Annotated in this window: 31 protein-coding genes; 12 read left to right on the forward strand and 19 right to left on the reverse strand. The window is 65.0% G+C overall.

Features of this window, described 5'->3' with window-relative positions; all coding sequences use genetic code 11:
* Nucleotides 1–7: 7 nt before the first annotated feature.
* The 10 genes from OXH60_11050 to OXH60_11095 form a co-directional block, all read right to left on the reverse strand.
* Entirely contained in the window at nucleotides 8–904 is an 897-nt protein-coding gene (locus tag OXH60_11050; protein ID MDE0712656.1) for a ParB/RepB/Spo0J family partition protein, read from the reverse strand.
* The gene (locus OXH60_11055; GenBank protein ID MDE0712657.1) at nucleotides 901–1,704 is read right to left on the reverse strand and encodes a ParA family protein; all 804 of its coding nucleotides are present in this window, start codon (nucleotides 1,702–1,704) and stop codon (nucleotides 901–903) included. Before OXH60_11055 ends, OXH60_11050 begins: the two co-directional genes overlap by 4 nt.
* The gene (locus OXH60_11060; protein ID MDE0712658.1) at nucleotides 1,701–2,222 is read right to left on the reverse strand and encodes a Smr/MutS family protein; all 522 of its coding nucleotides are present in this window, start codon (nucleotides 2,220–2,222) and stop codon (nucleotides 1,701–1,703) included. Before OXH60_11060 ends, OXH60_11055 begins: the two co-directional genes overlap by 4 nt.
* On the reverse strand, nucleotides 2,219–2,827 hold the full coding sequence (locus OXH60_11065; GenBank protein MDE0712659.1) for an LUD domain-containing protein: 609 nt from the start codon (nucleotides 2,825–2,827) through the stop codon (nucleotides 2,219–2,221). The genes OXH60_11060 and OXH60_11065 overlap by 4 nt, the downstream gene beginning before the upstream one ends.
* Nucleotides 2,824–4,242 carry a lactate utilization protein B gene (locus OXH60_11070; GenBank protein MDE0712660.1) on the reverse strand — a complete coding sequence of 473 codons (1,419 nt, stop codon included), beginning with the start codon at nucleotides 4,240–4,242 and terminating at the stop codon, nucleotides 2,824–2,826. Before OXH60_11070 ends, OXH60_11065 begins: the two co-directional genes overlap by 4 nt.
* 2 nt (nucleotides 4,243–4,244) lie before the next feature.
* Nucleotides 4,245–5,021: a (Fe-S)-binding protein gene (locus tag OXH60_11075; GenBank protein ID MDE0712661.1), complete on the reverse strand. Its 777-nt coding sequence runs from the start codon at nucleotides 5,019–5,021 to the stop codon at nucleotides 4,245–4,247.
* Between the two features lie 16 nt (nucleotides 5,022–5,037).
* Complete coding sequence (locus OXH60_11080) at nucleotides 5,038–5,403, reverse strand: hypothetical protein (protein ID MDE0712662.1); 366 nt, start codon at nucleotides 5,401–5,403, stop codon at nucleotides 5,038–5,040.
* Nucleotides 5,404–5,556: 153 nt separating this feature from the next.
* Complete coding sequence (locus OXH60_11085; protein ID MDE0712663.1) at nucleotides 5,557–5,892, reverse strand: hypothetical protein; 336 nt, start codon at nucleotides 5,890–5,892, stop codon at nucleotides 5,557–5,559.
* Between the two features lie 326 nt (nucleotides 5,893–6,218).
* Nucleotides 6,219–6,902 (reverse strand): uracil-DNA glycosylase, encoded by a 684-nt coding sequence (locus OXH60_11090; GenBank protein MDE0712664.1) that lies wholly within the window; start codon nucleotides 6,900–6,902, stop codon nucleotides 6,219–6,221.
* Between the two features lie 67 nt (nucleotides 6,903–6,969).
* Nucleotides 6,970–7,173, reverse strand: coding sequence for a hypothetical protein (locus tag OXH60_11095; protein MDE0712665.1), 204 nt, complete (start codon nucleotides 7,171–7,173; stop codon nucleotides 6,970–6,972).
* A gap of 419 nt (nucleotides 7,174–7,592) precedes the next feature.
* On the opposite strand from OXH60_11095, the gene OXH60_11100 reads away from it, so the two are divergent.
* From OXH60_11100 to rsmD, 3 genes are read left to right on the forward strand one after another with little or no spacing between them, the layout of a single operon-like run.
* Nucleotides 7,593–8,315: a gamma-glutamyl-gamma-aminobutyrate hydrolase family protein gene (locus OXH60_11100; protein ID MDE0712666.1), complete on the forward strand. Its 723-nt coding sequence runs from the start codon at nucleotides 7,593–7,595 to the stop codon at nucleotides 8,313–8,315.
* On the forward strand, nucleotides 8,312–9,031 hold the full coding sequence (locus tag OXH60_11105) for a pseudouridine synthase (protein MDE0712667.1): 720 nt from the start codon (nucleotides 8,312–8,314) through the stop codon (nucleotides 9,029–9,031). Before OXH60_11100 ends, OXH60_11105 begins: the two co-directional genes overlap by 4 nt.
* Entirely contained in the window at nucleotides 9,028–9,588 is a 561-nt protein-coding gene (gene rsmD / locus OXH60_11110) for a 16S rRNA (guanine(966)-N(2))-methyltransferase RsmD (protein ID MDE0712668.1), read from the forward strand. Before OXH60_11105 ends, rsmD begins: the two co-directional genes overlap by 4 nt.
* Here rsmD and OXH60_11115 read toward each other — a convergent pair.
* Both OXH60_11115 and OXH60_11120 read right to left on the reverse strand, forming a co-directional pair.
* Nucleotides 9,536–10,525, reverse strand: coding sequence for a 4-(cytidine 5'-diphospho)-2-C-methyl-D-erythritol kinase (locus OXH60_11115; protein MDE0712669.1), 990 nt, complete (start codon nucleotides 10,523–10,525; stop codon nucleotides 9,536–9,538). The genes rsmD and OXH60_11115 overlap by 53 nt on opposite strands.
* Nucleotides 10,465–12,240 (reverse strand): tetratricopeptide repeat protein, encoded by a 1,776-nt coding sequence (locus tag OXH60_11120; GenBank protein MDE0712670.1) that lies wholly within the window; start codon nucleotides 12,238–12,240, stop codon nucleotides 10,465–10,467. The genes OXH60_11115 and OXH60_11120 overlap by 61 nt, the downstream gene beginning before the upstream one ends.
* 439 nt (nucleotides 12,241–12,679) lie before the next feature.
* Here OXH60_11120 and OXH60_11125 point away from each other — a divergent pair, with 439 nt between their 5' ends.
* Together OXH60_11125 and tsaB are read left to right on the forward strand one after the other, a co-directional pair.
* The gene (locus OXH60_11125) at nucleotides 12,680–13,237 is read left to right on the forward strand and encodes a NifU family protein (protein MDE0712671.1); all 558 of its coding nucleotides are present in this window, start codon (nucleotides 12,680–12,682) and stop codon (nucleotides 13,235–13,237) included.
* Between the two features lie 9 nt (nucleotides 13,238–13,246).
* Nucleotides 13,247–13,939, forward strand: coding sequence for a tRNA (adenosine(37)-N6)-threonylcarbamoyltransferase complex dimerization subunit type 1 TsaB (gene tsaB / locus OXH60_11130; GenBank protein MDE0712672.1), 693 nt, complete (start codon nucleotides 13,247–13,249; stop codon nucleotides 13,937–13,939).
* Here the strand turns inward: tsaB and OXH60_11135 are convergent.
* On the reverse strand, nucleotides 13,918–14,253 hold the full coding sequence (locus OXH60_11135) for a sulfurtransferase TusA family protein (protein MDE0712673.1): 336 nt from the start codon (nucleotides 14,251–14,253) through the stop codon (nucleotides 13,918–13,920). The genes tsaB and OXH60_11135 overlap by 22 nt on opposite strands.
* Nucleotides 14,254–14,349: 96 nt before the next feature.
* On the opposite strand from OXH60_11135, the gene OXH60_11140 reads away from it, so the two are divergent.
* Genes OXH60_11140 through OXH60_11170 form a run of 7 tightly spaced genes read left to right on the forward strand, consistent with a single transcriptional unit; the run spans nucleotide 14,350 to nucleotide 20,030 of the window.
* A complete protein-coding gene (locus OXH60_11140) occupies nucleotides 14,350–14,727 on the forward strand; it encodes a transcriptional repressor (protein ID MDE0712674.1) in 378 nt (125 codons plus the stop codon).
* Nucleotides 14,728–14,730: 3 nt separating this feature from the next.
* Nucleotides 14,731–15,543, forward strand: a complete 813-nt coding sequence (locus tag OXH60_11145; protein MDE0712675.1) for a GNAT family N-acetyltransferase — start codon at nucleotides 14,731–14,733, stop codon at nucleotides 15,541–15,543.
* Between the two features lie 3 nt (nucleotides 15,544–15,546).
* Complete coding sequence (locus tag OXH60_11150; GenBank protein MDE0712676.1) at nucleotides 15,547–16,368, forward strand: lysophospholipid acyltransferase family protein; 822 nt, start codon at nucleotides 15,547–15,549, stop codon at nucleotides 16,366–16,368.
* Entirely contained in the window at nucleotides 16,365–17,735 is a 1,371-nt protein-coding gene (miaB, locus tag OXH60_11155; GenBank protein ID MDE0712677.1) for a tRNA (N6-isopentenyl adenosine(37)-C2)-methylthiotransferase MiaB, read from the forward strand. Before OXH60_11150 ends, miaB begins: the two co-directional genes overlap by 4 nt.
* Nucleotides 17,732–18,697 (forward strand): PhoH family protein, encoded by a 966-nt coding sequence (locus OXH60_11160; GenBank protein MDE0712678.1) that lies wholly within the window; start codon nucleotides 17,732–17,734, stop codon nucleotides 18,695–18,697. Before miaB ends, OXH60_11160 begins: the two co-directional genes overlap by 4 nt.
* Nucleotides 18,694–19,167: an rRNA maturation RNase YbeY gene (gene ybeY, locus OXH60_11165; GenBank protein ID MDE0712679.1), complete on the forward strand. Its 474-nt coding sequence runs from the start codon at nucleotides 18,694–18,696 to the stop codon at nucleotides 19,165–19,167. Before OXH60_11160 ends, ybeY begins: the two co-directional genes overlap by 4 nt.
* Nucleotides 19,164–20,030, forward strand: a complete 867-nt coding sequence (locus OXH60_11170; GenBank protein ID MDE0712680.1) for a hemolysin family protein — start codon at nucleotides 19,164–19,166, stop codon at nucleotides 20,028–20,030. Before ybeY ends, OXH60_11170 begins: the two co-directional genes overlap by 4 nt.
* A gap of 20 nt (nucleotides 20,031–20,050) precedes the next feature.
* On the opposite strand, the gene OXH60_11175 is transcribed toward OXH60_11170, so the two are convergent.
* The 6 genes from OXH60_11175 to OXH60_11200 all read right to left on the reverse strand — a co-directional run bounded on the left by OXH60_11175 (nucleotide 20,051) and on the right by OXH60_11200 (nucleotide 25,108).
* Complete coding sequence (locus OXH60_11175; GenBank protein MDE0712681.1) at nucleotides 20,051–21,274, reverse strand: MltA domain-containing protein; 1,224 nt, start codon at nucleotides 21,272–21,274, stop codon at nucleotides 20,051–20,053.
* Nucleotides 21,271–21,936, reverse strand: a complete 666-nt coding sequence (locus OXH60_11180) for a Tim44/TimA family putative adaptor protein (GenBank protein ID MDE0712682.1) — start codon at nucleotides 21,934–21,936, stop codon at nucleotides 21,271–21,273. The genes OXH60_11175 and OXH60_11180 overlap by 4 nt, the downstream gene beginning before the upstream one ends.
* Nucleotides 21,937–22,067: 131 nt before the next feature.
* Entirely contained in the window at nucleotides 22,068–22,748 is a 681-nt protein-coding gene (dnaQ, locus tag OXH60_11185; GenBank protein ID MDE0712683.1) for a DNA polymerase III subunit epsilon, read from the reverse strand.
* Nucleotides 22,749–22,791: 43 nt separating this feature from the next.
* Nucleotides 22,792–23,409: a dephospho-CoA kinase gene (coaE, locus tag OXH60_11190; GenBank protein MDE0712684.1), complete on the reverse strand. Its 618-nt coding sequence runs from the start codon at nucleotides 23,407–23,409 to the stop codon at nucleotides 22,792–22,794.
* Entirely contained in the window at nucleotides 23,409–24,272 is an 864-nt protein-coding gene (locus tag OXH60_11195) for a shikimate dehydrogenase (protein ID MDE0712685.1), read from the reverse strand. The genes coaE and OXH60_11195 overlap by 1 nt, the downstream gene beginning before the upstream one ends.
* A complete protein-coding gene (locus OXH60_11200; protein MDE0712686.1) occupies nucleotides 24,272–25,108 on the reverse strand; it encodes a kinase/pyrophosphorylase in 837 nt (278 codons plus the stop codon). The genes OXH60_11195 and OXH60_11200 overlap by 1 nt, the downstream gene beginning before the upstream one ends.
* Nucleotides 25,109–25,558: the final 450 nt, after the last annotated feature.

Consider the following 25,558-nt stretch of genomic DNA (forward strand, 5'->3'; position numbering starts at 1 on the left):
CCAGCGCCTATTCGCGCCGCAGACGTCTGAGGATTTCTTCCAGCTGTGCGCTGCGCTGATAGCGGATTCTGACTTCGCCGCGGTTACCTCTGGCCCGAACCGCCACTTCCATTCCGAGCGTTTCTTGGAGTTCCCGCTCGAGTTCCTCCAGATTGGGGTCCCGCCGGGGCGGCGTGCGGCCACGGCGTTCGCGACGCACGAGCTGCTCCGCAGCACGGGAATTGAGACCGCGCTGCACGATCACGCGGGCCAGTTTCAACGCGTCCGGTGACCCGATGAGCGGACGGGCTGAGCCCGCACTCAGTTCGCCGCTGCGGACCATCTGCTGTACCGGTTCCGGAAGCGACAGCAGCCGAACGGAATTGGCTACGTAGCTCCGGCTTCGACTGACCGTTTCGGCCGCCTGCGCCTGCGTGAAACCAAACTCGTCCATGAGCCGGGACAGCCCGCCAGCCTCCTCAATCGCATTGAGGTCAGCCCGCTCCATGTTCTCGATCAGCGCCAGGCCCACGGCCTCCTGATCGCTTGCGGCCCGAATCCGGACCGGGACGCGGTGCAGGCCAGCCTTCTGAGCGGCCCGCCATCTCCGCTCGCCGGCCAGGATCTGATAGCGGCCGGACTGCGCGGGATCGGGGCGGGCCAGGATCGGCTGCAGCATGCCCGAACGCCGGACCGAATTCGCCAACGTGTTGAGGTCATCCGGATCGAAGTCGGAACGCGGCTGAAACGGGTTCGGGACCAGGTCGGTGATGGGCAGTGTGGCGTCTGGGGCCGCTCCGGGCTCGGCCCCGCGGGCTTCCGGCACCGTGCGGGTGTCTGCAGTTGCGGCACGCTCCGCGACCAGGGACTCGAGCCCGCGAGAGAGGCCTCGGCGCATCCGCGTCCCGCCGGTTTTCTGGGTCACGACCGCATCCGATACGCCTCGTGTGTCAGCAGCTCCCGGGCGAGCGATACGTAGGCCTGCGACGCAGGCGAGTTCCGATCGTACAGGAGTACAGGCTCGCCGGCGGAAGGCGCTTCGGCAACGCGCACGCTCCGGGGGATTTCGGTCTTGAATACCTTGGATCGAAGGTGCTCGCGCACATCGCGCTCAACGTCGCGTGCGAGATTCGTGCGGCCATCGATCATGGTCAAGAGCACGCCATCCAGCGCAAGACTCCGATTGGGTCCCGCCCGCACCAATTCGATCGTCTCCAGCACCTGTGCGAGCCCCTCCATCGGCAAGAACTCGCACTGCAGCGGAATGATGACACCGTCGGCCACCGCCAGCGCTCCCAGTGTCAGCCAGCCGAACGACGGCGGACAGTCGAAGAAAATGTCGGTATGCGTGGTGCGAAAGGCGGCCACAGCGGATCCCAGGTGCCCTGCATCGATCTGCCGACGGACCTCGTCGACCCGGGCCAGGGCAGAAGTGGCCGGCACAAGTTGGAGGTTGTCGACCAGCGTGGAGCGGATCGCGTTGGCCGGTCCCGTTCGGCCCTCCAGGAGTTCCGTGACGCCGGGGTTCCGGTCTCCCAGCGCCACCCCGAGGCTGGTCGACGCATTCCCCTGTGGATCCATGTCCACCAGCAACACCCGTCGCCCTGCAGCGGCAAAAGCCGTGGCGAGATTGACGGCCGTCGTGGTCTTGCCAACGCCACCTTTCTGGTTGGCGATCGCGACCACCCGCCCGTGGCCGGGAACCGGTCCCGACGGACGGGTCACCGGGTTGGGCGGATTCGGATTAGCAGGTGAAATGCCCCGTCACCCCCGTGACGTGTCGGTGCCGGTTCGCAACCCAGTACTACCCCGCGGAGTGCCGGCGAGCGGACGATCTCCGGCAGGGCTTCTCTGAGCGCTCCGGTGGGGCCGGCCTCCCCGAGCTTCCGCCCGGTCACCACGCGGACACAGCGGTGCCCTCCTGCCTGCGCGTCCAGCACGAATTCACGCACGGCCACCCACGCCTCGGACACGCGAAAGCCGTGCAGATCGAGCGTTCGGGTCGGCGCGATCCGGCCCCGCCGAAGTTTCTGCCGCGTCGATCGATCGATCCCGTTGTGCGGCCGCTTCGAAACTGCGGCTCGCTTGATCACCGTCGGGCGCGCCGGGGGCGTGCCGGCGGCGGCGGGGTCGAGGAGACCGCCGCGCGCCGACCGTGAGTGCGGCCCCTTCAGGCTGGCCTCGAATTCCGCAATCTCCTCCGGAGTCGCGATTGAGGACGTGCGGCGCTTGAAACGCGTCATTTCTTGGTCACCAGCACGTGAAGCGAGCGCGGACCGTGCGCTCCGAGCTCGATACGCTGCTCGATGTCGCCGGTTCGGGATGGCCCCGTAATCAGGCAGACGGTGCGTGGCATCGACGCGCTCGACGCCGCTGAAAACGCGGTCTCGAGATCGGCGCACACCGCGTCTTCGGCCACCACGGCGATAGCGTGATCGGGCAGGAAATGGTTGGTGGTCGGGTTATCGCCGGCCGAAACGTGGACCAGACTGCCCGTTTCGGCGACCCCAAGGACCGCCGGGACGACCGCCGCCGCATCGTCGAGATCGGCGACTCCGAAGGCGGTTTCCAACAGCGGCTCGGCATCCCAACCAAGCTTCGCCAGCGCCGGGGACACCCTGATCCGTGCTGCCAGGTTGCGCTGCGTAAGATATTGGGCGACTGCCTGTGGAACCGCGTCTTCGGGAATCCGCTCGACAGTCGCTCCGGCCGCCTCCAGACGCCGGCAGAACACGCCCACGTCTCCGGCGCGCGCCGGCGAGGCCACCGATTGGCGCGGGGATTCCTGCGATCCCTCCCCCAGACGATCCCGAAGACGGCCCAGAATCCGTTCGCGTGCCGCACTCATGATCGGCGCTTCCAGCTGTTGAGAAACGTTCTACCGGCAGGCGCAGGAAAGTCGCGCGATCGGGTCCACCCGTTCGCCAGGACCAGATTCCGATAACGGCGGGACCGGCCAGCCAGCCGCGACAGCATCCACATTGCCACCCCCGTCCCCAACCGGTACAGCCGAGGATGTGCGGCGAGCCAGCCCCAGAGTGCGAGCGCCACCCGCGTCCGGACCGTGTTCAGGCGCGCTTCATGTTCCTTCGCCCGCCAATAGCGGAAGATCTTCGGAAGCGGGATCCGCATCGGACACACCTCTTCGCAGCGCCCGCACAGACTGGAGGCATTGGGAAGATGACGGGCGGCTTCGACGCCGAGCAAGGCAGGGGTCAACGCTGCACCGATCGGGCCGGGATACACCCAGCCATACGCGTGACCGCCCACGGCGCCGTACACAGGACAATGGTTCATGCAGGCCCCGCAACGGATGCAGCGCAGCACGTCCTCGGCCGGTGTGCCCAATAGGCTTGACCGGCCGTTGTCCAGCAGGATCACATGGTATTCCGAAGGCCCGTCGATATCGGTCGATCGCCTAGGCCCGGTCGAGACCGTCGTGTAGGCGGACATGTCCTGACCGGTGGCGGACCGGGCCAGGACCCTCAGGATGGCCGCGCCGTCGGCCAGTGTCGGTACCACTTTCTCGATCGTGGCCAGCACGATGTGCAAACGCGGGAGCGTCTGAGTGAGGTCGCCGTTGCCTTCGTTCGTAACGATGACCGAACTCCCCGTGTCGGCGACCAGGAAATTCGCGCCGGTGAGGCCGGCATCCGCCTCCAGGAACCGCCGTCGAAGCACGGCGCGCGCCTCGGCGACAAGGTCGGCGGGCGTGTGACGCGGGAACGGCTCCGCCTTGTGGTGGTGGTGCTGCCGGAAGAGTTCGACGACTTGCGGCATCGTCTTGTGGATGGCTGGGGCAATAATGTGGCTGGGCACCTCGTCGGCGAGCTGGATGATGTATTCGCCGAGATCGGTTTCGACCACCTCGATGTCATGTTCCTCCAGGAAGCCGTTGAGGCCGATCTCCTCGGCCACCATGGTCTTGCCCTTGCTCAGCACCCGCACGCCGCGGGAGGTCAGCAGCTCCAGCACGATCTGGCGAGCGTCTGCAGGGGTTTCCGCCCAGTGCACCACCCCGCCCTGTTCCTGGCAGCGCGCCTCGAAGTTCTCCAGATGATGGTGCAGCTGACGGAGGGTGCGCGTCTTTGCATCCACGGCCGCATCGCGCGCATCCTCGAACTCGGAGAACCGCTCCACAGCATCGGTGCGGCGGGCCTGAAACCCGTCCCCGAGCAGCCGCAGCGCTGCCTGCAGATTTTCGTCTTCGAGAGCCCGAGCGCTCGCTTCAGGAAACTGCGCGATCTCGCGTCCGTCGAACATGATCAAACCGGGACGACGGGGTCCGTGTTCTCCGCGCCGGCCAGAACTTCGGCCACGTGCAAGCAAGCGATTGGTCGCCCCTCACGGGCCAGTCTCCCGGCGATGTTCAAGAGGCAGCCGAGATCTCCGGCAAGCACGGTCTCCGCACCGGTCCCGGCGATCGAAGCTGTCTTGTCTGAGACCATCTTCGTGGAAATGTCCGGGTACTTGACGCAGAACGTGCCGCCAAACCCGCAGCACGCGTCGCGATCCGGAAGTTCCACGAGCTCCAGCCCGTCCACCCGCGCCAACAGGGCACGAGGCTGGTCACGTACCGCCATCTCGCGCAGCGACGAGCAGGAGTCGTGGTAAGTCACGCGCTGCGGAAACGTGGCTGAAATGTCGGTCCAACCGGCCACGTCCACCAGAAAGCTGGTCAGTTCGTGGGTTCGACCGGCAAGCCTCTCTGCGCGCGCTGCCTCGTCCGGCTCCGATGCGAACAGCCGGCCCAGGTGTAGCCGCAGCATTCCGGCGCAACTCCCTGACGGCGCGACGACGTACTCGAATGGCTCGAAGGCATTCAGGAACCCGCGGGCAACGCGGCGCGCTGTGCGCAAGTCCCCTGAGTTGTACGCGGGCTGGCCACAACAGGTCTGACGGTCGGGGACTTCCACCCGGAACCCCGCCCGTTCCAGCAGCTTCACCGACGCCCAAGCCACTGACGGCCTGAACAAGTCGGCGAGGCAGGTCACGAACAAGCCGACGCGCCCGCGATGGGACTCGCTGCTGGGGACAGACACGACCAGGATCGGCCGATCAGGAAACTCGACGGGCGTTGGTCAGAGCGTAAGCGCAGAGTCCGGTCGACACCCCGTCGCCGATCGGTTCGACCGTCCCGTCAGGCATGATTGGCTCCAATGCGCCGTCGATCGCTTCCCGCGCTTCCACCTTGACTGTGATCTCAGGCCCGCCGGGCAGGGAGTGGGGGCGCGGCGGTGCCATGAGACTGAGGAGACGTCTGCGGTCGGAACTGGCGAGCGGGATCTTGCAGCCGTCGGCGGGCGCCACCGCCGTCATGGGGTCCGCGTACTGCTGCCCGTCATCCTGCACGGAGACTGAAACCGCCCCCCACATGGACAGCACCGAGTATCCGGAAACCGGGAATAACCGAGAGGGCTGCATGCCTGGCCTCCGTACTACCGCCTCGACCACCAGACAATACCCGTGGAATGTCGGTTCGGGCCGCCAGGACGCCCGAGCCCAAGTACTGTCAGGACCAGCATGGCCTCGCCGCCAACCCAGGCAAAGGGCACCAGAAGTTGCTTGTGCTCCCCACTACCACAGGCTCGCGCCGCAGGCCACGCGGTGGGCTGTGGCCAAGCCGAGACCTGCACCAGCGACAATCAATATAAGGCTCTCCGCCATGATCTGCCAGAACAGCTGCAACTGGGTAGCGCCCGGCGCCCGTATGACGGCAAGGTCCTCCTGCCGTTCCTCGAGTACCTGAACGAGCGCAGCAAACAGGCCCAGGACTGCGCCAACCATCAAGATGGCCGTGAACGCGCGCACCGCATCAGCGCCGAACCCGACAAGCCGAAACCGGCGTCGGACATGGAGCGCCGGGCGCGCCGCCTGAGTCACCGTCGACTGATTGATCTCGCGCGGTAACAAGACGGTCTCCATCGGTGCGAAACGATCAATGAGAAGTGCCGTGATTTCGCGGGCCAAAGACTGGCGGAAGCCTGTTGCGGGTAGGTCTCGTGGTCGCCGGCGGCGTGCCCCACACGACCCACGACCTCGCAATCATCATCGTGCCCAGGGCTGGGCGCCGGTTCCGCGGGCTCGGCATGGTGATCGTGCTCGGTGGCGGCGCCCCGACCCAGACCTTGTCCGGGAGCCATACCGTGCACCGCCGGTACCGTTGCCGGGATCGACCCAGGCAACTGAGGAGTTTCAGACCGTCAGGGCGCGTCGGAGCGGCTCATCGTGCGCTGGGCTCACGGCCCATCCAGTCGCCGTTTCAAGTTTCGAAGATCATTCCAGGCATCTGCCTTCCGAGCCGGCTGACGTAGCAGGAAAGCCGGGTGAAACGTCGGGAGCACCGGGACAGGCGGAATGCCCTCGATCGGAATCTCCCGCCACTGCCCACGCAACTTGCTGATCCCCAGCCGGGTCCCGAGCAGGACACGGGCCGCGGCCGCCCCGAGCAGAAGAATTGCCTGCGGGCGGACCAGGGCGACGTGAGTCCGCACGAACGGCAGGCAGGTGGCCATTTCCTCGTCGGTGGGGGTCCGGTTGTTGGGGGGGCGCCAGAACACAACGTTCGTGATGTACGCGCTGGTCCGGTCGCGGCCGATTGCGGCCAGCATCTGGTCGAGGAGTTTGCCGGCGGATCCGACGAACGGGAGACCGATTCGATCTTCTTCGCGACCGGGGGCCTCGCCGATCAACATCAACCCCGCTTCCGGATTGCCGTCGGAAAACACGGTTCGGGTTGCATCCGTCCGCAGCGCGCAGCCCCGAAAGCTCTCTACCTCGGCGCGAAGTTCTTCGAGGTTCGTGGCCGGAACCCGCTGGCCCGCGACTGCTGCGGCAGGTTCGCCCGGAACCTGCTCTTGTGGGGGGGAACTCGCCGCCAGACGATTCAACGGTTCCGGTGCCAGCGCTTCGTCCGCACCCATGTCGACATACCAGCGCAGCAGTGCGGTCGCGGCTGCACGATCACCGGCCGACATCCGGACTAGCTGACTAGAGCGAAGCGAAGGGGACCGGTCGGCCCTTGGAATCGCGGACCAAGGCTCCTGACTCGTCCTGAGCGGCTACGTAGCGGCCATGCCCGACCCACTTACCAACGTAAAGCACCGGCTTTACCGGTTTCCCGTCATACGTCTTCTCGCGACGGTTGCGATTGGCTTCAGCCCGAATCGCGGGATTGTTCTTGGTGAGCGGCATCGTTTGCTCTCTCCGTAGCCGGGCCTACCGAATGTATCCGCGGCGCCTCGCAACGCCAGTCAAGAAGCCACAAACTAGCACACGAAGGCGTAGGTACGAGTCTGCGGAAGGAACTGCCGGCGTGACGCTGCGCCGACGCCCGATCACCGCCACCTGTCGGCACCCGTGCAGCTCGAGCCGGTTCAGCGAGCCTGCCTGTCTCCGCCGATGCTAAGGAATCAGCAGTTTGGCTGCCCCGGCTCCGGTTGGGACGTCAGGGAACCCGCTCGCAAGGGTCCTCGCTTCCCCGGGTTCCTGGCCGCGACTGCTTTACGGGACAGACGGTCTCGATCATGCTGCCCAAGCCGAGTGTCGCTGCCCAGCGAACCTGTTCGTCCAGCACCCTGGCGGCGGCATGATGCAGTGCGGAGAACCGCTCGGTGTCGACTGACCGACCGCTCATTGGACTGACCCTCGACCACGAAACGGCCCAGACGTATTCCAGGTTTCCCTGGTACGCGTTGCGCCAGAATTACGTGGACTGGATGACCGCATCCGGGGCCGTGCCGGTCGCGCTCCCACACGAAACCGACCTCGTGGCTGATCTGTTGGAGCACCTGGACGGTCTCGTCGTGACCGGCGGGGCGTTTGACGTGGATCCGGCCTTGTTCGGCGCGAGCGAGCGCCACGCGAGCGTGACCACGAAAGATCGACGCACCACGTTCGAGGCCGACATCACGCGCCGGGCCCTGTCGCGGGATCTTCCGGTCTTGGGAATCTGCGGCGGCGAGCAGCTGCTCAACGTCGTGCTGGGCGGCACGCTGCTGCAGCATATCCCGAGTGCGATCAGCGAAGCGCTGGAACACGAACAGCCCAATTCTCGTGACGAACCCGGTCATTCGGTCAGGGTCATCGATGGCACGCGGCTCGGAACCATCGTGGGTTCCAGCCGACTGGATGTAAACAGCGCCCACCATCAGGCAGTCGCTGAGTTGGGAGAGGGCGTGATCGTCAATGCCGTCGCGCCAGACGGCGTGATCGAGGGCATCGAGCACCCGGGTTTTCGGTTTTGCATCGGGGTGCAGTGGCACCCTGAATTCATGTTGCAGGATGGGGACCGCCGGTTGGGTAGGGCATTTGTGGAGGCAGCTGCGAAAACGTGACGGCGGAGCGCATAGGCCGCCGCATCGCGAGGTCCGGGCTGTGTTCGCGCCGAACGGCCGAGCGATGGATTGCCGCGGGCCGTGTCCACGTCAACGGCGAGCCCGTCTTCCTCCCCGGCCGCAATGTGGTCGCCGAAGATACGGTCACGGTGGACGGAACAGTGCTGCCCGCACCTGCGCCTGCACGATTGTTCCGCTTCCACAAGCCCCCGGGCTTTGTCACCACACGCGCCGACCCGGCCGGGCGGCAAACGGTCTTCGACCTCCTCCCAGACGGCCTCCCGTACCTTCACCCGGTTGGCCGCCTCGACCTAGCCTCGGAGGGACTCCTGCTCCTGACAACCGACGGCGCGCTGAAACGACGGCTCGAACTTCCGCGGACCGGCCTCCCCCGGCACTACCGGGTTCGCGTCCATGGCCGGATCGACCCCAATCGCCTAGCTGCCCTCGCAAGGGGCACGCAAGTCGACGGCGTCCGCTATGGCCCCATCGCCGTTGAGGTCGCGCGTGGCGGAAGGACGAACGCCTGGCTGGAGGTCACCTTGCGCGAAGGCAAGAACCGCGAAGTACGCCGCGTGCTCCAGCATGTCGGGCTGCTGGTCAACCGCCTGATTCGAACAGCCTATGGGCCAATCCAGCTCGGTTCACTGCCGCGCGGGGGCTTCGTGGAAGTGCCGGCGGCAACGTTGCACGAGCACTTCGGCGGCTCTCGTTGAGCGGGCTCACCATACTCGCCGGCCGCCACCGCGGTCGGCGTCTCGAAACGCCGCCAGGCTCGAGCGTACGGCCAACTCAAGCCCGGGTCCGCAAGTCCCTGTTCGATTTGCTCGAGCATTCTCCGCGCGTCGACCATCGGCTCGCCGGCGCCTCGATCCTCGACCTGTTCGCCGGCACCGGAGCGCTTGGAATCGAGGCGCTTTCGCGGGGGGCAGCCGTCGTCACCTTCGTGGAACGGGACCCGGACGCGGTCTCCGTACTCAGCCGAAACGTCATGGCGCTGGGCGAGGAGCGCCGGGCCCGGATCCTCCAGGCAGACGCACTGCGGTTGCCGGCGTCCACGTTCGCCGCGGAGTTCGTGTTCGTCGACGCTCCCTACGGGGAAGGGCTCGCGGAGCCTGCCCTCAACGCAGCGCGGACCGTCGGGTGGGTGATCGCGGACGGCATTGCTGCCGTCGAACTGGGCCGCCGCGAGACGTTTCCGATTCCTTCCGGCTGTCGGCTCATCGATGAGCGCGTCTACGGCACGACCAGGATTTGCCTGCTCCGGACCTGATCGAGCGCAACGCCCGCCCCCGAGGCAGGAACGAAGCGGCGCGCAGCCACCAGCCGGGACGGGCGCGGCGAAGCTGACGGGCAGCCGCTTCAGCCTGACACCGGCGAGCGAACAGTGCGAACACCGCCGTCCCGCTTCCCGTCATCCGCACACCATCGGCACCAGGAACGGAAGCCAACGTCATCTCGACGCTGCGGATCACCGGGGCAAGGCGAGCAGCCGAGGTCGCGAGATCGTTGGTCGTACGCGCGACGTGTTGCCGGACCGGCATCCGACGCCTGGAGGCCGGGCGGGACCCGGGGCCTTGCCAGCCGGCGTAGACACTTGACGTCGCCAGCTCGGTTCCTGGCCAGGCAATGAGCACGCCGCCGGTCGGTGCCGGCATCGATGCAAGGTCGGCGCCGGTCCCGCCAGCCCAACAGGCCTGCGACTCCAGGCACGCGGGCCCATCGGCGCCCAGCGCGGACGCCGCGCCCAGCATGGCTGAATCATGGCGGCTGATCCCCCAGAGGCGGCCCAAGGCCCGCAGGGCCGCGGCCCCATCGGCCGTGCCCCCTGCCAATCCCGCCCCGGGAGGGATGTGCTTCTCCAAATGAAGGGCTGCGCCGGCGCTGACCCCCGCGCGCGTGCGGAGTTCCGACGCCGCCTGCATCACGTAGTTGGCAGCGCCGAGGGAGTCCACGGTGCTGGCCATCGGGCCCGAGACGGAGAGCGACAGGCCGGGCGCCGGCGAAACCCGGACGATGTCAAAGATGTCCACAAATGCCAGTGCCGAATCGATTCGATGAAGCCCGGAAGGAGTCCGTCCGAGCACATGAAGATGCAGATTGATCTTGGCAGGGGCGGCCTCGATTTCGGAACCGAAACGTCCGGCGATCAGATCTCGTGCTCCTCGACGACCGGCGGCAGTTCGTCGAATCCGTGTTCCAGCTTCCATTCAATCTCGGCCGCGAGTTCCGGGTCGGGGTCCGCCCGGAGCGCATTGCGCCATTGCATGCGGGCTTCCAGTTTGCGCCCGGTACGCCACAGCGCGTCCCCGTAATGACTCGTGATCACCGGGTCTCCGGGTTGCGCCGCCATGGCCCGTTCCAGCGTTTCCACGGCCAGCTCGTAATCACCCAGCCGATAGTGCGCCCAGCCGAGGCTGTCGATGATGAACCCGTTGTCAGGACGGAGCCTGGCGGCCAGGGCCGCCATCGCCTTGGCCTCTTCGAGCCGCTGGCCCTGCTCAATCCAGGAGTACGCCAAGTAATTGAGGATGAACGGTTGATCAGGCGACAGTTCCAGCGCCCGCTGCAGGTCTTCCTCTGCCCGCTCCCAGAGGCCTGACCGCTCGAAGGCCGCACCGCGACCGTAAAGCAGGGGCCAGTGGTGGGGTTCCAGCCATTCGAGGCGGTCGAGCGCCTCGGAATAGGCGGTGATCGCTTGATCGTACCGCTTTTCCGTGGCCATCAGCTGGCCCAGCGCGCTGAGGGCTCCCACTCTGCCAGGGAAGCGTTCACCGAGCAGCTGAAGTTCCGAGCGCGCTTCCTCGACCCGGCTCAGCCGGCCGAGCAGACTGCCAAGCGCCAGGCCTGCATCCCACGATTCGGGAGCATCCGACGGGACACGCCGGTAGGACGCCAGCGCAGAGTCGTTCGCACCGAGCTGCTCCTGGACCTGCGCGACCAGGAGGCGAGCCGCCAGAAAGTCCGGCTCCAGGTACAGCGCGATCTGCACGTACGCCAGTGCACCACGATAGAACTGCTGCGAAAACAACATGCGGGCGCCGTCGAAGAACGTTTCGGCGACCCCGATGGCCACGTCGCGCTGATCCAGACCTTTCGCCTGGCTCTGATTCCCGTCGGAACGACCGGCGCCGGCTGCCGGCGGCACGGCAAGATTGACCGGGCCGCCCAGGGACCGGAGTTCTGCCCCCTCCTGGAGCGCCAGCACCGTGCCGCTCGCTGGACGACGTCCCGCGAGGCTGGTCCGCGCCCGGATGGCGTCATCGGTCTGCCCGGTCGCCGAAAAGTGGGCAAGGGCAGCCAACGCCATGCGGTCGGGGATCGCCGCTTCCTGAATCGCCGCTCGATAACGCTGGCCCGCCGCCTCCTGCTCGCCCCAGTGATCAAGAATGCGGGCGGCGTGATAGTTGAAGAAAGAAATGAGTACGCCGCGCTCGGCAATGCGGTCGATCTGTTCGAAGGCCGCACTCGGCGGGCCCCGGGAACCCGAGATCCAGGCGCGCAGCACCGGGACCAAGTATCCGTCCAGACCGCCCACGGTAGCCATTGGGTCCAGCAGCGCCTCCGCAGACGCCATGTCGTTCCGGAGAACATCGCCCGCGAACCGGAGGAAAATCGCGAGTCCCCAGGGCCGTGTTCCGTTCTGAACCAGTTCCCGGGACAGCTTCTCAGCCGTCGCGACCTCGCCGCTGGCGACGAAAGCCTTGATAGCATCAGCGATGACGGCAGCCTTTTGGTCGCTCCCGATCAGCGCGTGGAAGTAGGCTGAGGCCGTGGAATAGTCGCCTGATTTCGCGGCGTGTTGTGCCGCTAGATAGGCGCCGAACGGTGACGCCGCCTTAAGCTGGTCGCCCGCCGCACTCGCAGTCCCACCAGTTCCCAGGACGGCCGCGGCAGTGATCGCAGCGACTACGCGGATGATCACGAAACTGCAGCCTCCTGCCCCCTCATCGAGCGAGGGCCTCTTCCCATACGCCACCATAAATATAGGCGGTACAAGTCAAATTGTAGTCAGCCGCCGTTCCGTCGCAGGGGGTCGCAGCGATGCGCGCGAAGTTCGGAGCGGCCTGGCGCATGCAAGTCCAAATCGGATGGCTACGGCTGTATCATCGCCAGATCGCATGGTCCCGGCCATCCGGCCAGGTGTCGGGATTTCGCGGCGCTCATGCCCTACATCATGGGTGCCAAGTTCTTTCTGCCCCGGGCCGTCCTGGACGCGACCGGTGCAACGTGCCGTCCGGCGCGAGCGTCGGCGGCCGATCCCGTATGCTTGGTGCCATCACCAAACCTGCCCGCCGTCGTTCGTGGGAGTCCACGCAGGGATGGGCCAATGGCCCGCCGATACATGCCAGGAGGTCGACGCCATGTTCATCCAGACAGAAGGCACGCCGAATCCGGAAACCCTCAAGTTCCTGCCCGATCAGGCCGTGCTGGACCGCGGCACGGCTTCCTTCAACCGTCCGGACGAAGCCGAACGGTCGCCGCTGGCCGCCCGGCTCTTCTCCGTCGAGGGGGTAGCGGGCGTCTTCCTCGGACGTGACTTCATTACCGTCACGCGTGCCCCCGAAGTTGAATGGCAGCCGCTGAAGCCGTTATTGCTCGCGGCGATCATGCAGCACTACGCGTCCGGCGAGCCGACCGTGGCCGCTCCCGCCGAACCGACGGCGGAAGCCGCGGTGAGACCGGAAGACGCGGAAGTGGTGGCGGAAATCCGCGACCTCATCGACACACGGGTGCGGCCCGCGGTTGCCGGCCATGGCGGCGACATCGTGTTCCACGGCTATCGCGACGGTGTTGTGATGCTGGAACTGCACGGTGCCTGCTCCGGCTGCCCGAGCTCCATGACGACCCTGAAGATGGGCGTAGAGAACATGCTGCGGCACTACATTCCGGCGGTGCAGGAAGTCCGCGAGGTCGCCTGAACCGGGCACGTGCGATTCCTGTTCTTTGACACGGCGCTGGACCACCTGACCGCGGGGCTGGCTCAAGGGGAACGGGTCATTGCCAAGCACTGCGAGCCTTGCCCGCGCGGACACGCCGACCGGCTAGTTCCGTTGCTGCGCGACCTGATGGCTGCGTCAGGGGTTGGTTTCGGGGACCTGGAAGGAATCGGCTGTACCCGCGGACCCGGCACCTTTACCGGCATCCGGTCCGGGATCGCCGCGGCACGGGCGATGGGGCTGGCAGCGGACCTGCCCGCGGTGGGGGTTCCAACGTTGGATGCGCTCGCCCGCACGGTCATCACTGGGCGATCCGCCGAAGCCCCCGTTACCGCGGCGATCGATGCGCGCCGGGGCGAACTCTACCTCCGTCATTTCCGGCCGGACGGCACACCGGTCGGACCGCCGTTGCGTTCGGCCGCGGAAACCGCCGGGTCGCTGTGCCCTGAGGGGATGCGGCTCCTGGTCGGAAGTGGCGCGACCATACTGCGGGACATCCTGGGACGCGGGATACCGCGGTCCGACATCTCCACCCCGAGTCCAGAGGCCCTGGCCGTGACCCTCAGCCAAGCCCTTCGGGGGCGCCGGGGGCATGGCTACACGAGTGGGCCAAAGCCGCTGTATCTCCGGCCCGCAGACGCCACCCCGCCCGCCGATTGGCGTCAGCCGCCGGCGGTCGCCTGAGACTGGTGGCGGATGGTGATCCGCCAAATCCCGGACCCAGGGGGATACGGCTCGGGCGGGTCCACTCGGTATCCGAGCTCCGCTGCAGAACGTGGCACGTTCTCAAGCGGCTCTCCGTCGGTCAGCAGGACTACAAGAACACCGTCGACGGGCAATCGGTCCAGCGCGATCCGCGTGCGGACGAACGTCATCGGACAGACGTCGTCAGTGATATCTAGCGTTACAACCGAAACTGTCGGCGGAATCTCGGCGGAGGAAACAGGCACAATATCCCAGTATATCGCCCAGGTTTTCTGCTCACGGGCACATCCCATCTATACTGTGGGTCCCGGACACAAACGGAACTGCTAGGAACGTTGTCCTCCACCGCTTCAGACTTGGAAAAACTCTGCACTGACAGAGGCCTCAAGATGACCTCGCAACGCCGGGTCATCGTGCAAGTTCTCGCTGAATCGGACGACCACCCGGCAGCCGAAGACGTCTACCGAAGAGCGTCGCGGATCGAAGGGCGCATCAGCCTAGCGACGGTGTACCGAACCATGCGGCTGCTTGAGGAAGCGGGAATCCTGGAGAAGCATGACTTCGGCGATGGTCGAGCGCGCTACGAAGAGATCCAACGCGCCCATCATGACCATCTGATCGATGTCGACACCGGCGAAGTCATAGAGTTCGTGAACGAAGAGATTGAGGACCTGCAGGAAGCCGTCGCCCGCAAGCTGGGGTACCGCCTGACCGGCCATCGGCATGAGTTGTACGGAACCCGGATCAACAAGCCGGAGCAGGATTGAGGGATGCCGCCGTGCGCTCCCCGCCACAGCGCAGTGCCAGTCGCGCGGGCCGGAAATCTTGAGGTACGCCTAGCCACAAAGGCCGATGAGGTGGACGCCGCGCAAGCGCTGCGGTACCGGATCTTCTACGAGGAAATGTCGGCCAAGCCTTCGCCAGAGATGCGGAAACGCCAGCGCGATTTTGACCATTATGACCCGCTATGGGAGCACCTGCTGGTGCTCGATCATGGCTCGGGCGGGTCCGTCATCGGCACATACCGGCTGCACCGCTGCGGCGCGGAAACACCCTCGAGCGAGCTCTACACCAATACAGAGTACGACCTCGCGCCGATTCTCGAACAGACCGGGGTTCTCGTCGAGCTCGGCCGCATGTGCATCCACCCAAGCTACCGAAACGGGGCCACGGCCCAACTGCTGTGGCGCGGCATCGCCCACTACGTCTTCCACCACGACGTGCAGCTGATGTTCGGATGCGCCAGCCTCAGCGGGACCGATCCGGACGAACTCGCGCTTCCACTCAGCTACCTGCACCACGCCCATCTGGCGCCCCCGGACCTGCGTCCCCGGGCACTCGAGAACCTCAGGGTTCCGATGGACCGCCTGGCACCGGACGCATTCACGTCGCGCGACGGCCTGAAGGCGCTGCCGGGACTCGTCAAGGGCTACATCCGGCTTGGCGGGTTCGTCGGAGATGGCGCCGTCATCGACTGGCAGTTCGGCACGGTCGACGTCTGCATGGTTGTGAAGACCGAACTGGTCAGCAAACGGTACCGCCAGCACTACGAGCGGGAAGCCGGAGTGAGCGAGTACAACTAGGCGATGGCAGAAGACCTCGCGCCCTCGCATGCGCGCGCGATGTTTCGGAGTGTTGCTTTCTTGATCTGGTTCCTGCTGCTCCTTCCCGTGCACCTGGTGGCGCTTGCCGGCGGTTCTCGCCTGTCGCGCCGGATACCGGTCTTCTTCCATCGGGGACTCCTGCACCTGTTCGGGGTCCGGGTCCGTCGCATCGGCCGCCCCAGCAACAAACCCCCTACCCTGTTTGCCAGCAACCACACCTCTTGGCTGGACATTGTCGTGCTCTCGTCCTTGGCACCGGTGTCGTTTGTGGCGAAGGCGGAAATCGCCGGGTGGTTCTTCTTCGGGTGGCTCGCGAAACTTCAGCGAAGCATCTTTATCGACCGTCGACGCAGCCAGGCGGTCGCCCACGGTGCCGAACTAACCCGTCGACTGGCGGACAGCGACAACATTGTCCTCTTTCCTGAAGGCACCAGCGGTGACGGCAATCGCGTTCTTCGCTTTCGGTCCGCGCTGTTCAATTTCGCGGAACGAGAGGTTCTACGCAGCCTGACGGTGCAGCCGGTCTCAATCTGCTACAGCGGGCTCAACGGCCTGCCTCTCGACCGCAGAAATCGCCCGCTCATCACTTGGTACGGTGGCATGGACCTGCTCCCACACGTTTGGAAGCTGCTGGGACTCGGGCACATGGAGGTCACCGTGAGCTTTCACCCGCCGCTGCCCAAGATTTCGGATCGGAAGCAGCTTGCTCGACTTGCGGAACGGAGCGTCGCCGATGGGCTAGCGCGGGCGCTGGCCGGGCGCGCCCGGGGTGCCGCAACCAAGGGTCAGCCGTCCACCGCATGACTGAACCGTCAACCGCACGCCAAGTGTACATTCGTACGTACGGCTGCCAGATGAACGTCTACGACTCGGAGCGGATGGCAGAGATGCTGGCCCCGCTCGGATACACCCGCACCGACGCCCCCGAGGCTGCCGACCTGATCGTCCTGAATACCTGCCATATACGCGAGAAGGCTGCGGAGAAGGTTTACTCCGACCTGGGCCGGCTTGTGCCGCTCCGGGCTACCGCCCGCCGCGCGGGTCGCCGCGTGCGCTTCGTCGTCGCCGGCTGCGTGGCCCAGGCGGAAGGGGCGGAAATCCGCCGTCGGCGCCCCGAGGTCGACATCGTGGTCGGCCCACAGACTTACCACCGGCTGCCGGAGCTCTTGGCCCAAGCCGACCGCGCGGGCAAGGCGCCGGTCATCTGTACGGACTTCCCGGCAGTGCGCAAGTTTGACGAATTGCCCTCCCGCAGCGGTTCGGGGCCGGCAGCGTTCCTCTCTGTCCAAGAGGGGTGTGACCGGTTTTGCACGTTTTGCGTGGTGCCGTACACGCGCGGAGCGGAATACTCGCGGCCAGTCGAAGACGTGGTCCGAGAGGCGGAGTCGCTCGTGGACCAAGGCGCCAGCGAGCTGTGCCTGCTCGGGCAGAACGTGAACGCCTACCACGGCTTGGATGCGGGCGGCACGGAGGTTTCGCTGGCCGGTCTGCTTCGAAGACTCGCGGAGATCGACGGCATCGTGCGGCTGCGTTACACCACTTCGCACCCCGCCAACATGACGGACGAACTGATCCGCGCACATGGCGACCTCGAACCCCTGATGCCGTATCTGCATCTCCCCGTCCAGTCGGGATCGGATCGAGTCCTGCGGGCGATGAACCGGGCCCACACCGCCGCTTCCTTCATGGCGACCGTCCGCAAATTACGTGAGGTGCGGCCTGATCTCGCGCTTTCGTCGGACTTCATCGTGGGGTTTCCCGGAGAATCGGAGCACGACTTCGAAGCGACCCTGCGGTTGGTCGAGGAAACCTCGTTTGCGGCCGCCTACTCCTTCCGCTACAGCCGCCGGCCAGGAACGCCGGCCGCCGTCTTGCCACACCAAGTGGCCGAGCCGGACAAGGCCCGCCGTCTATCGATCCTTCAGGCGCTGCTCGCCGATCAGCAGCACAGCTTCAATCGCGGTTTCGAAAACGCGACCGTGCCCGTCCTGTTCGAGCGTCGCGGCCGCCTCGCCGGGCAACTCACGGGACGCAGCCCCTGGATGCACGCGGTCCATGTCGACGCGGACGAATCTTTCTTGGGCACCATCCAACCCGTATTCGTCACGCGAGCAGGGCCGCACGGCCTGGCGGGGGTCTTGGCAGTCGAATGCGAGAACGCCAAAGGATGAGTAAGCAAAGCGAAGCGGTTCAAGTCTCGTTCCAAGACAATGCCCTGCTCGCCGAACTCTTCGGCGAAAAAGACGGCAACTTGCATCAGGTCGAACGCATGTTGGACGTGACGGTGTCGAGCCGCGGCAACACCCTGTCGATCACCGGCGCGGAGGCGAAGCGCGCCCGGGACATGCTCGCCGATCTTTATCGCCTGCTCGAGACGGGTCAGCGGGTGGGCAGACCGGAAATCGAAGCCGCCTTCCGCATGGGCGGGGCGCCCTCCCGCGCGGGCGACACGATCAAGACCGCAAAACGAAGCGTCTTCCCGCGCACAGTCCACCAAACGGAATACATCCGGGCCCTGCGCACCAAGCCGCTTACTTTCGGTGTTGGCGCCGCCGGTACCGGCAAGACCTACCTGGCGGTGGCGGTGGCCGCCGCCGAACTCCGGAGCGGCGCGATCGAACGGATCGTGTTATCACGGCCCGCCGTTGAAGCCGGCGAGCGACTGGGCTTCTTGCCTGGGGACCTCCGCGAGAAGATCGATCCGTATCTTCGACCCTTGCATGATGCGCTGGGCGACATGCTGCACCGCGATTGGCTGGCGCGGCGCATGGAAAAGGGGGTGATCGAAATTGCCCCGCTCGGCTTCATGCGGGGCCGGACACTCACGAACGCCTTCATCATCCTTGACGAAGCTCAGAACGCCACAACCATTCAAATGAAGATGTTCCTTACACGACTGGGCGAAGGGGCGAGAATGGCGGTCACCGGGGACCTCTCCCAGATCGACCTTCCGCCCGGCAGTCGATCCGGGTTGGCCGAAGCACTGCAGGTCACCGCAGGCCTCAAGGACGTAGCCCAGGTGCGCTTCAACGACCGGGACGTGATCCGGCCTCCTCTCGTTTCCGAAATCGTGCGGGCGTACGAACAGGCCGACGCGGGCGGCATCGTCGCTCCGCGCAAGCCCAAAGCATGAGCCGTGTCGTGCTGCAAATTGCGGATCCGCGTTGGGACGACCCCCAACTTACGGGGCTGGCGCAGGCCTGCGCAGCCCGTGCGATCCGAGGACATGGCTCGGAACGTGCCAATCTTCGTCTCACCAGCGATGCCGAGATGCAAAGATTGAACCGCTGCTGGCGCAACATTGACCAACCCACCAACGTCCTGTCGTTTCCGCAAGAAGACACGGTTTCACCTGTCGCAGCGGACCCGGAGTTGGGTGACGTCGCGATCGGGTTCGAGACCACCGAGCGAGAAGCGCGCGAGCGGGGCCTGCCCCTGAGCCACCACCTTGCGCATCTCGCAGTGCATGGCATGCTCCATTTGGTAGGATTTCGGCACGACACCGATCCGTCCGCGAAGTGCATGGAAGACACTGAACGCTTGATGCTTGCCGATTTCGGTATCGGCGATCCATACCTGGAACCGGGCGCCGGCCCCAAGTGACTGAGCCTGCCCATATCCAGTCCAGACCTCCGTTCTGGACATTTATTGCCGATCGCTACTGGAAGATGCTCGGGCGACCAACCGGCCGGGACGGGCGCATCCGACATACCGTCGAGACGGTCGGCCAGTTCCACGATCTGACACCGAAACAAGCCGGAATTCTGCGTCAGCTGCTCCGCCTCGGCACCATCGACGTGGAAGAAGTCATGGTGACGCGCAGCGAGATTGTTGCGGTGCCCGCGACCGCTTCGATCAAGCAGCTGATCGACACGGGCAGGCAAGCGGGACACTCCCGCCTACCGGTGTTCGACCGCGATCTTGACGACATCATCGGCATGATTCACATGAAGGACTTGCTGTCGTGGTGGGGCAAGAGTGACGGGTTTCAACTCTCCGACATCATGCGGCCCATTCTCACGGTCGCGCCCTCGACACCAGTCACGGAACTCCTTGGCCAGATGCAAAGTGAACGTTGCCACATTGCGATCGTCGCCGACGAGCACGGAGGCACTGACGGACTGGTCACGATTGAAGACCTGCTCGAGGAGATTGTCGGCGAAATCGAGGATGAACACGACCAGACTCCCCCGCCGGACCTTGTGGAAGTCGCGAAGGGGATCTACGAAGTAGACGGGCGGTACCCGATCAAGGAGTTCGAAGAGCAGGTTGGAATGCACCTGCGGACGGGTCGATTTGAGGACGTGGAGAGCATCGGCGGTCTGGTGATTGCCGTCGCCGGCGAGTTCCCGAGCGAAGGCGAGCATCTGGAACACAATGGACTTGAGTTCACGCCCGTGGACGTCAGCGACCGCGCGGTACTGAGGGTGCAGGTCTGCGCCAAGGGGCACCGCGTGTCCGGATAGCACCCGGTCCTCCCTGCGACTTACTTCGGCCCCCGGCTCGCATTGATGTGAGATCGCGGGACCAGAACCCAGATCCGACCTGAAGCGCGCATGTGTCCCGCCTGTTCCCGCGCCTGTACTCCATGTCCGAAGAACAGGTCCCCGCGCTGCCGTCCCCGAATTGCGGAGCCAGTGTCCTGCGCCAGCATCAACTGCGCGAAGACCGAATCGCCGCCGTCAGAAACGGGGACACGGGTCTCCACCCAGACCGGCAGATGCAGTGGGACATGAGCCGGATCCACTGCTATTGAACGTCGGGGGGTGAGGGGCACGCCCGCCGCGCCGATCGGCCCTGCCGCCGAGCGGGTCTCGAAGAACACGTAGGAAGTATTCTCCGCCATCAGCGAGCGCATCTCCTCAGGGTGCTCCCGCAGCCAGGCGGCGATGGACTGGAGTGAGATTTCGCTGGCGTCGATGGCCCCGCGCCGCAGCAATGTTCGACCGACCGCGTAGTACGGATGCCCGTTGGAGCCGGCGTAGCCGACATGCATGACTGAGCCATCAGCAAGGCGGACACGCCCGGATCCCTGGATGTGTAGGAAAAACGCTTCCACCGGGTCGAGAATCCAGACCAGCTCCAGGTTCCGGCCGGCCAGCGCGCCATTCTGAATCGATTCCCGGTCGGGCATCGGCACCAGCTGCCCGTTCTCTACGTGCCCCGTCAACCTGGTGCCGCGAAGCGACGGCCGAAATTCACCGAGATCAACTTCCACCAGCTCCGGCGGTCGCTTGTACAGGGGCTCCGCGCCCGGAGCCGGCGTCAGCTGGCCGGCGACCTCGGGCTCGAAGTAACCGGTAAACAGGGCGTCCGCTTCGGAATCCGCCGACAGGGACACCGGAGCAAACCAGCGTTCAAAGAAGGCCCGCCCTTCCTTTGGGCTCGTGATCGACGCCCCTTTCAGGGCCGAGCAAATCTGCTGCATGTGGCGGACCGGGCCGGCCTTTACGCCGAGATCGGTCTCGGGCGGCATCGCCGCTAGCTTGGCACAACTGTTGGTCAAGGCAGCGAGGGCCTCGGCCTGGTTGTCGCCCTGCCACCTGGGGAGATCGGCGAAGGTTACAGTTGACGCGGACCCGGACGGGGCCGGCACAACCGCCCCCGTGAACCTCGACCCCGGTGCGCAACCAACCTGCAGGATGGCAAGCGCGAGCCAGCCACTGGCTGCCAGTAGTCGACCGATTCCGGGTCCTCTTGCCAGCCTCATTCGCCGGTGCGAATGAGAATCCAGTTTGGATCGCCCTGGCTGACATCCCTGGAGAAGGTCCAGAGATCATTCGCACGGCCGGGAATGTCAGGGTCTCCGTCAACCACCACTCCGGCGGCATCACGGATCACCTCGATCTTCTCGCTCTCGAATTCGACCCGAACCACGGCGTGCGTGTTCTCCATCCAGGCACTTTCGATCGAAGCGTGCACGACCTTGATGTCTCTGACTTCCATCGCGTTGCCGTCCCGTTCCCGGTCAGTGATGGAGGCTTCAAAGCTGCGGTACACCGAAGCGGAGAGCAGTCGCTGCAGCGGTTCTCTCTCTCCAGCAGCAAACGCTCCAACGATCATTGCGAATGCCTGCCGTGCGCCTGCAAGGAAATGTTCCGGTTCGAACGACGAATCGGCAGCTTGCACCGCCGCCAAGCCGGTAGCCTGGCCCTGCGCACCGGCACGTCCGGTCTCCGGTGCTTCCGGCATCTCGGCTTCTGCCTCGATCTCCCCAGCTACCGACGCATCGGCCTGACTTGGCGAGTCGGAATTCGACGGCGCCTCGGGGGGCGGGCTTTCGTGACCTGTGCGGCGACCCAGCACTCGGTGCAGGCGGATCAGCAGGAAGCCCGTGATCACCGCGAACAGGAGGATGTCGAAATACTGCATGGGAGCGCGGTAATTCCTCGAAGCTGGCCGTCCAGCGATTGTTCCCGCCAACGGGCATCAATGTAACACAAGGCTCCCGCGGCGCGTGCGGCCGGTGGAGTCCTGCTTTCCCCAAGAGCTCGGCAAACGAGTCAGTCGAGGTACTTCTTCCAAATAGGGTTCGGCAAGCCTTGAAGCATCGCGCGGTGCGCCCGTGCTTCGTTCTCGTCAGGCACATACCGCCGCTCCGGCCAATTCGCCTCGGCCGCCGTCTCCGCCTGAAGGCCGGTGGCGACCGGCGTGGTGTCGAGCAGGAATGAGCCCTGACGACCCCCGGTCATTTCGATGTAGACCTCCGCCAGCAACTGCGCGTCAATCAGGGCGCCGTGTCGGTGGCGACGTACCGCAAGGTCGATTCCGTGGCGGCGGCAAAGGTTGTTCAGCGTTACGAATCCACCAGCGAGTTCCATCGTGTCCAGGATTTCCCGGCCGGACGACACACCTCCCTGGCCCACCCTCGCCAGCTCGGCGTCCAGGAAGCCAAGATCGAACGGGGCATTGTGGAAGAGCAGCGGCGATTCTCCCAAGAACTCGACGAACTGGTCCGCAATCTCTTCGAATGTCGGCTTGTCGGCCAGGAACTCTTCCGAAAGGCCATGGACTTGTCGGGCTTTCTCGGGAATGTCGCGCCTCGGATTCACGAACGTGTGCCAGGTACGGCCGGTCGGCACATTGTTGCGCAATTCGACGCAGCCGATTTCCACGACCCGGTGCCCTTCATCCGGCCGAAGGCCTGTCGTTTCCGTATCCACCGCCAGCAGTCGAGCCGTCATCGCCGCCCCCCCTGAACGCGAATTCCGTCGGCCGAACACGGTCTCATCGAATCGGCCTCGGCCGCCCGGTCCTGCGCGGTCCATGCCGACGCAGCGCCCGGCGGAGCGCCCTCAACGCCACCCGGAGCCCCTGCCCGGTTGGAATGACGGCATCGGCCCTCCGTTGCTGTTCCACCGTCGACATCTGCCGCTCCAGAATTCCGCGCAGCCGCGCTTCATCCATGTTCGGGCGCTGCAGTACCCGTTGACGTTGGAGGAATCGTGGAGCGGCAACGACCAACACGGCGTCACAGTGCATGTCTCCACCCGTCTCGAAGAGCAACGGCACGTCCAGCACGACGACAGCGGTCCGGGCCAGCGCCCAGCGACGCAGCCAGACGTTTCGAGCCTGAGCTACGTACGGATGCACGATTGTCTCCAGCTGCCTGAGAGCAGCACGGTCGGAGAACACCCGTTGCGCCAGTGCTGCCCGGTCGATCGCGTTTCCGCACACAGCCTCGGGAAAGGCGGCCAGCACGGCAGCCGTGGCCGCTCCGCCCGGCGCGGTAACGCGGCGGGCCACGGCATCAGAATCGAATACTGGCACACCGAGGCGTGCACAAAGTCCCGCTGTCCGGCTCTTTCCCATCGCGACGGTACCGGTAAGTCCAAGAACAACCACTACTTCTCCAGCGTCGCGAGCACATGCTTTCGAAGGTCCTGATCCACTACCGGGCGCACACCGAACCACCCCTCGAAGCCGGTGACTGCCTGATGAAGAAGCATTCCTAGACCGTCCACGGTCGCCAGTCCCCGACGCGATGCCCGGCGCAGCAACGCGGTCTCCAGCGGCACGTACACGATGTCCGCCACGACCGCTTCGTCCGCCAGGCCGGCAAGGTCAGGATCCAAGACCGGGCCGTTCCCCATTCCGAGTGTCGATGCATTGACCAGCAGGCCCGCGCCGGCCAGCTCCGCCTCGAGTTCACGAAGGCCCACTGCACGCACGCTTTCGAACTGGGCGGCGATGTGCTCGGCCTTGGCCAACGTGCGGTTGGCAATCACGATTTCGCCGTCCTGCTCGGCGCACAATCCCGCGACGATCGCGCGTGCTGCTCCACCTGCACCGACGACGACGGCTCGTCGGCCCAACCGGTGCCATTCCGGCCGTTGTTCATGCAATCCCTCGACAAAGCCGCCGACATCGGTGTTGGCTCCGATCAGACGTCCTTCCTTAACGAAAATCGTGTTCACGGCCCCCACGCTGCCTGCCAGCGCACTTTCCTCGTCGACGAGAGAACGCGCTTCCACCTTGTGCGGAACAGTCACGTTGCAGCCGCGGAATCCCAGTGCCGGCAGGGCTCGGAGTGCTGTCGCCAAGTGTCCCGGCCGCACTGGCAACGGTACGTAGGCCGCATTCAGCCGGTGTTTGCGAATCCAGTAGGAGTGAATCACGGGAGACAACGAGTGAACCACCGGCCAACCGACGATCCCAGCCAGCCGGGTTCCATCGGCCGAGGGTTCCGCCGAAGCTTGCTGGGTCATCAGGAATCCCGCCGCTTGCGCATGAGTTCCAGGACCGACGCTGACGTTTCCTCGATTGATCTTCCGGTTACATCGATGGTGGGCCAGCCCATGCGGGCATACATCCGGTTCGCTTCGATGACCTCGTCTCGAATGCGAACGCGGTCGGAATAGCTTGCATCAGCTTCCACACCAATGGTCGAAAGCCGAGCGCGGCGGAGTACGGACAGTCTGTCAGGAGACGTTGTCAAGGCCACGATCAGCGCGTTCCCGGTGCCTTCCATGATCCAGCGCGGAAGTTCGATACCAGGAACCACCGGTACATTTGCAACGCGAACGCCCCGGTTGGCCAGATACATCGAGGTGGGCGTCTTCGAAGTCCTGGAAACCCCTACCAGCATCACATCCGCATCTTCCGCCTGGGCGGCAAGTTGACCATCATCGTGGGTCAGTGCGAACTCCATCGCCTGGATCCGTCGAAAATACTCCCGGTCAATCCTGTGTTGAGCACCCGGCTGGCTCGCAGCCGGTTCCACTCCCAGTACCGTGGCCAGAGTAGCGACCACGGGATCAAGTATCGCCAGCGCCGGTACCCGCATCCGACGGCACTCCGTCTCGAAAACAGTGCGGAGTTCGGAATCCGCCAACGTGTAAAGGGCAATCCCGCGATGCTTGTCGACCTGCTTCAGGACGCGGTTCAGCTGGGAGCGAGTGCGGACAAGGATTGCGTTGTGTTCGACCGTTTCGACATCCCGAAAGTAGGTAGCAGCAGCGCGAGCAACGGTGTTAACGGTCTCACCTGTGGAATCCGACACGAGATGAATGTGGAAAGGGCTACGGGAAAAAGCCTTGCGCATCTGTGGAAAATTTCCGAAGAAAGCCTTGCGTGATTCTGCCGCCAGATATTCCTCAACCCCTTAAGGGTTCCGCACAGGTTATACGATACGACCGACAGCAACGACGAAACCATGAAAACCCTGCCGTGATCGGTTTCACACAGGCTTCATCCGTTACCCTGTGATCACTCAACTATCGGTTGGACAATGAGTTGCAACCGTTTTCCGACGTTTATTCGCAAGGACATGATCAGCTGAACCGATCGTCTTGGTCTTTGGAAAAACCCTGCAAAAACATCTGATTCCGACAACCAACAGGTCAACTATAATCGATTATTTGTACAAACAACCTAGTATTTTAGTTTGCATCCTGAGTGAAGAACGCATATATCGTGCTGGCGCCATCACTGTTTTTCTGGGGATTATATACCCACGTTGACATAGCGGCCCCTTCCGCCTAGCCTGCCGCCT

Source organism: Rhodospirillales bacterium, assembly GCA_028824295.1.
Lineage (GTDB): Bacteria > Pseudomonadota > Alphaproteobacteria > TMED109 > TMED109 > VXPW01.

Bases quoted from the DNA above. Each gene is read 5' to 3' on its own strand.
- OXH60_11175 (MDE0712681.1), bottom strand. From the start codon at position 21,274: ATGAGGCTGGCAAGAGGACCCGGAATCGGTCGACTACTGGCAGCCAGT.
- OXH60_11115 (MDE0712669.1), bottom strand. From the start codon at position 10,525: ATGGAAGCTGGAACACGGATTCGACGAACTGCCGCCGGTCGTCGAGGA.
- miaB (MDE0712677.1), top strand. From the start codon at position 16,365: ATGACTGAACCGTCAACCGCACGCCAAGTGTACATTCGTACGTACGGC.
- ybeY (MDE0712679.1), top strand. From the start codon at position 18,694: ATGAGCCGTGTCGTGCTGCAAATTGCGGATCCGCGTTGGGACGACCCC.
- OXH60_11070 (MDE0712660.1), bottom strand. From the start codon at position 4,242: ATGTTCGACGGACGCGAGATCGCGCAGTTTCCTGAAGCGAGCGCTCGG.
- OXH60_11080 (MDE0712662.1), bottom strand. From the start codon at position 5,403: ATGCAGCCCTCTCGGTTATTCCCGGTTTCCGGATACTCGGTGCTGTCC.
- OXH60_11095 (MDE0712665.1), bottom strand. From the start codon at position 7,173: ATGCCGCTCACCAAGAACAATCCCGCGATTCGGGCTGAAGCCAATCGC.
- OXH60_11160 (MDE0712678.1), top strand. From the start codon at position 17,732: ATGAGTAAGCAAAGCGAAGCGGTTCAAGTCTCGTTCCAAGACAATGCC.
- OXH60_11140 (MDE0712674.1), top strand. From the start codon at position 14,350: ATGACCTCGCAACGCCGGGTCATCGTGCAAGTTCTCGCTGAATCGGAC.
- OXH60_11090 (MDE0712664.1), bottom strand. From the start codon at position 6,902: ATGGGTGCGGACGAAGCGCTGGCACCGGAACCGTTGAATCGTCTGGCG.
- OXH60_11150 (MDE0712676.1), top strand. From the start codon at position 15,547: ATGGCAGAAGACCTCGCGCCCTCGCATGCGCGCGCGATGTTTCGGAGT.
- OXH60_11145 (MDE0712675.1), top strand. From the start codon at position 14,731: ATGCCGCCGTGCGCTCCCCGCCACAGCGCAGTGCCAGTCGCGCGGGCC.
- OXH60_11135 (MDE0712673.1), bottom strand. From the start codon at position 14,253: ATGGGATGTGCCCGTGAGCAGAAAACCTGGGCGATATACTGGGATATT.
- OXH60_11180 (MDE0712682.1), bottom strand. From the start codon at position 21,936: ATGCAGTATTTCGACATCCTCCTGTTCGCGGTGATCACGGGCTTCCTG.
- dnaQ (MDE0712683.1), bottom strand. From the start codon at position 22,748: ATGACGGCTCGACTGCTGGCGGTGGATACGGAAACGACAGGCCTTCGG.
- OXH60_11065 (MDE0712659.1), bottom strand. From the start codon at position 2,827: ATGAGTGCGGCACGCGAACGGATTCTGGGCCGTCTTCGGGATCGTCTG.
- OXH60_11125 (MDE0712671.1), top strand. From the start codon at position 12,680: ATGTTCATCCAGACAGAAGGCACGCCGAATCCGGAAACCCTCAAGTTC.
- OXH60_11060 (MDE0712658.1), bottom strand. From the start codon at position 2,222: ATGACGCGTTTCAAGCGCCGCACGTCCTCAATCGCGACTCCGGAGGAG.
- OXH60_11200 (MDE0712686.1), bottom strand. From the start codon at position 25,108: ATGCGCAAGGCTTTTTCCCGTAGCCCTTTCCACATTCATCTCGTGTCG.
- OXH60_11195 (MDE0712685.1), bottom strand. From the start codon at position 24,272: ATGACCCAGCAAGCTTCGGCGGAACCCTCGGCCGATGGAACCCGGCTG.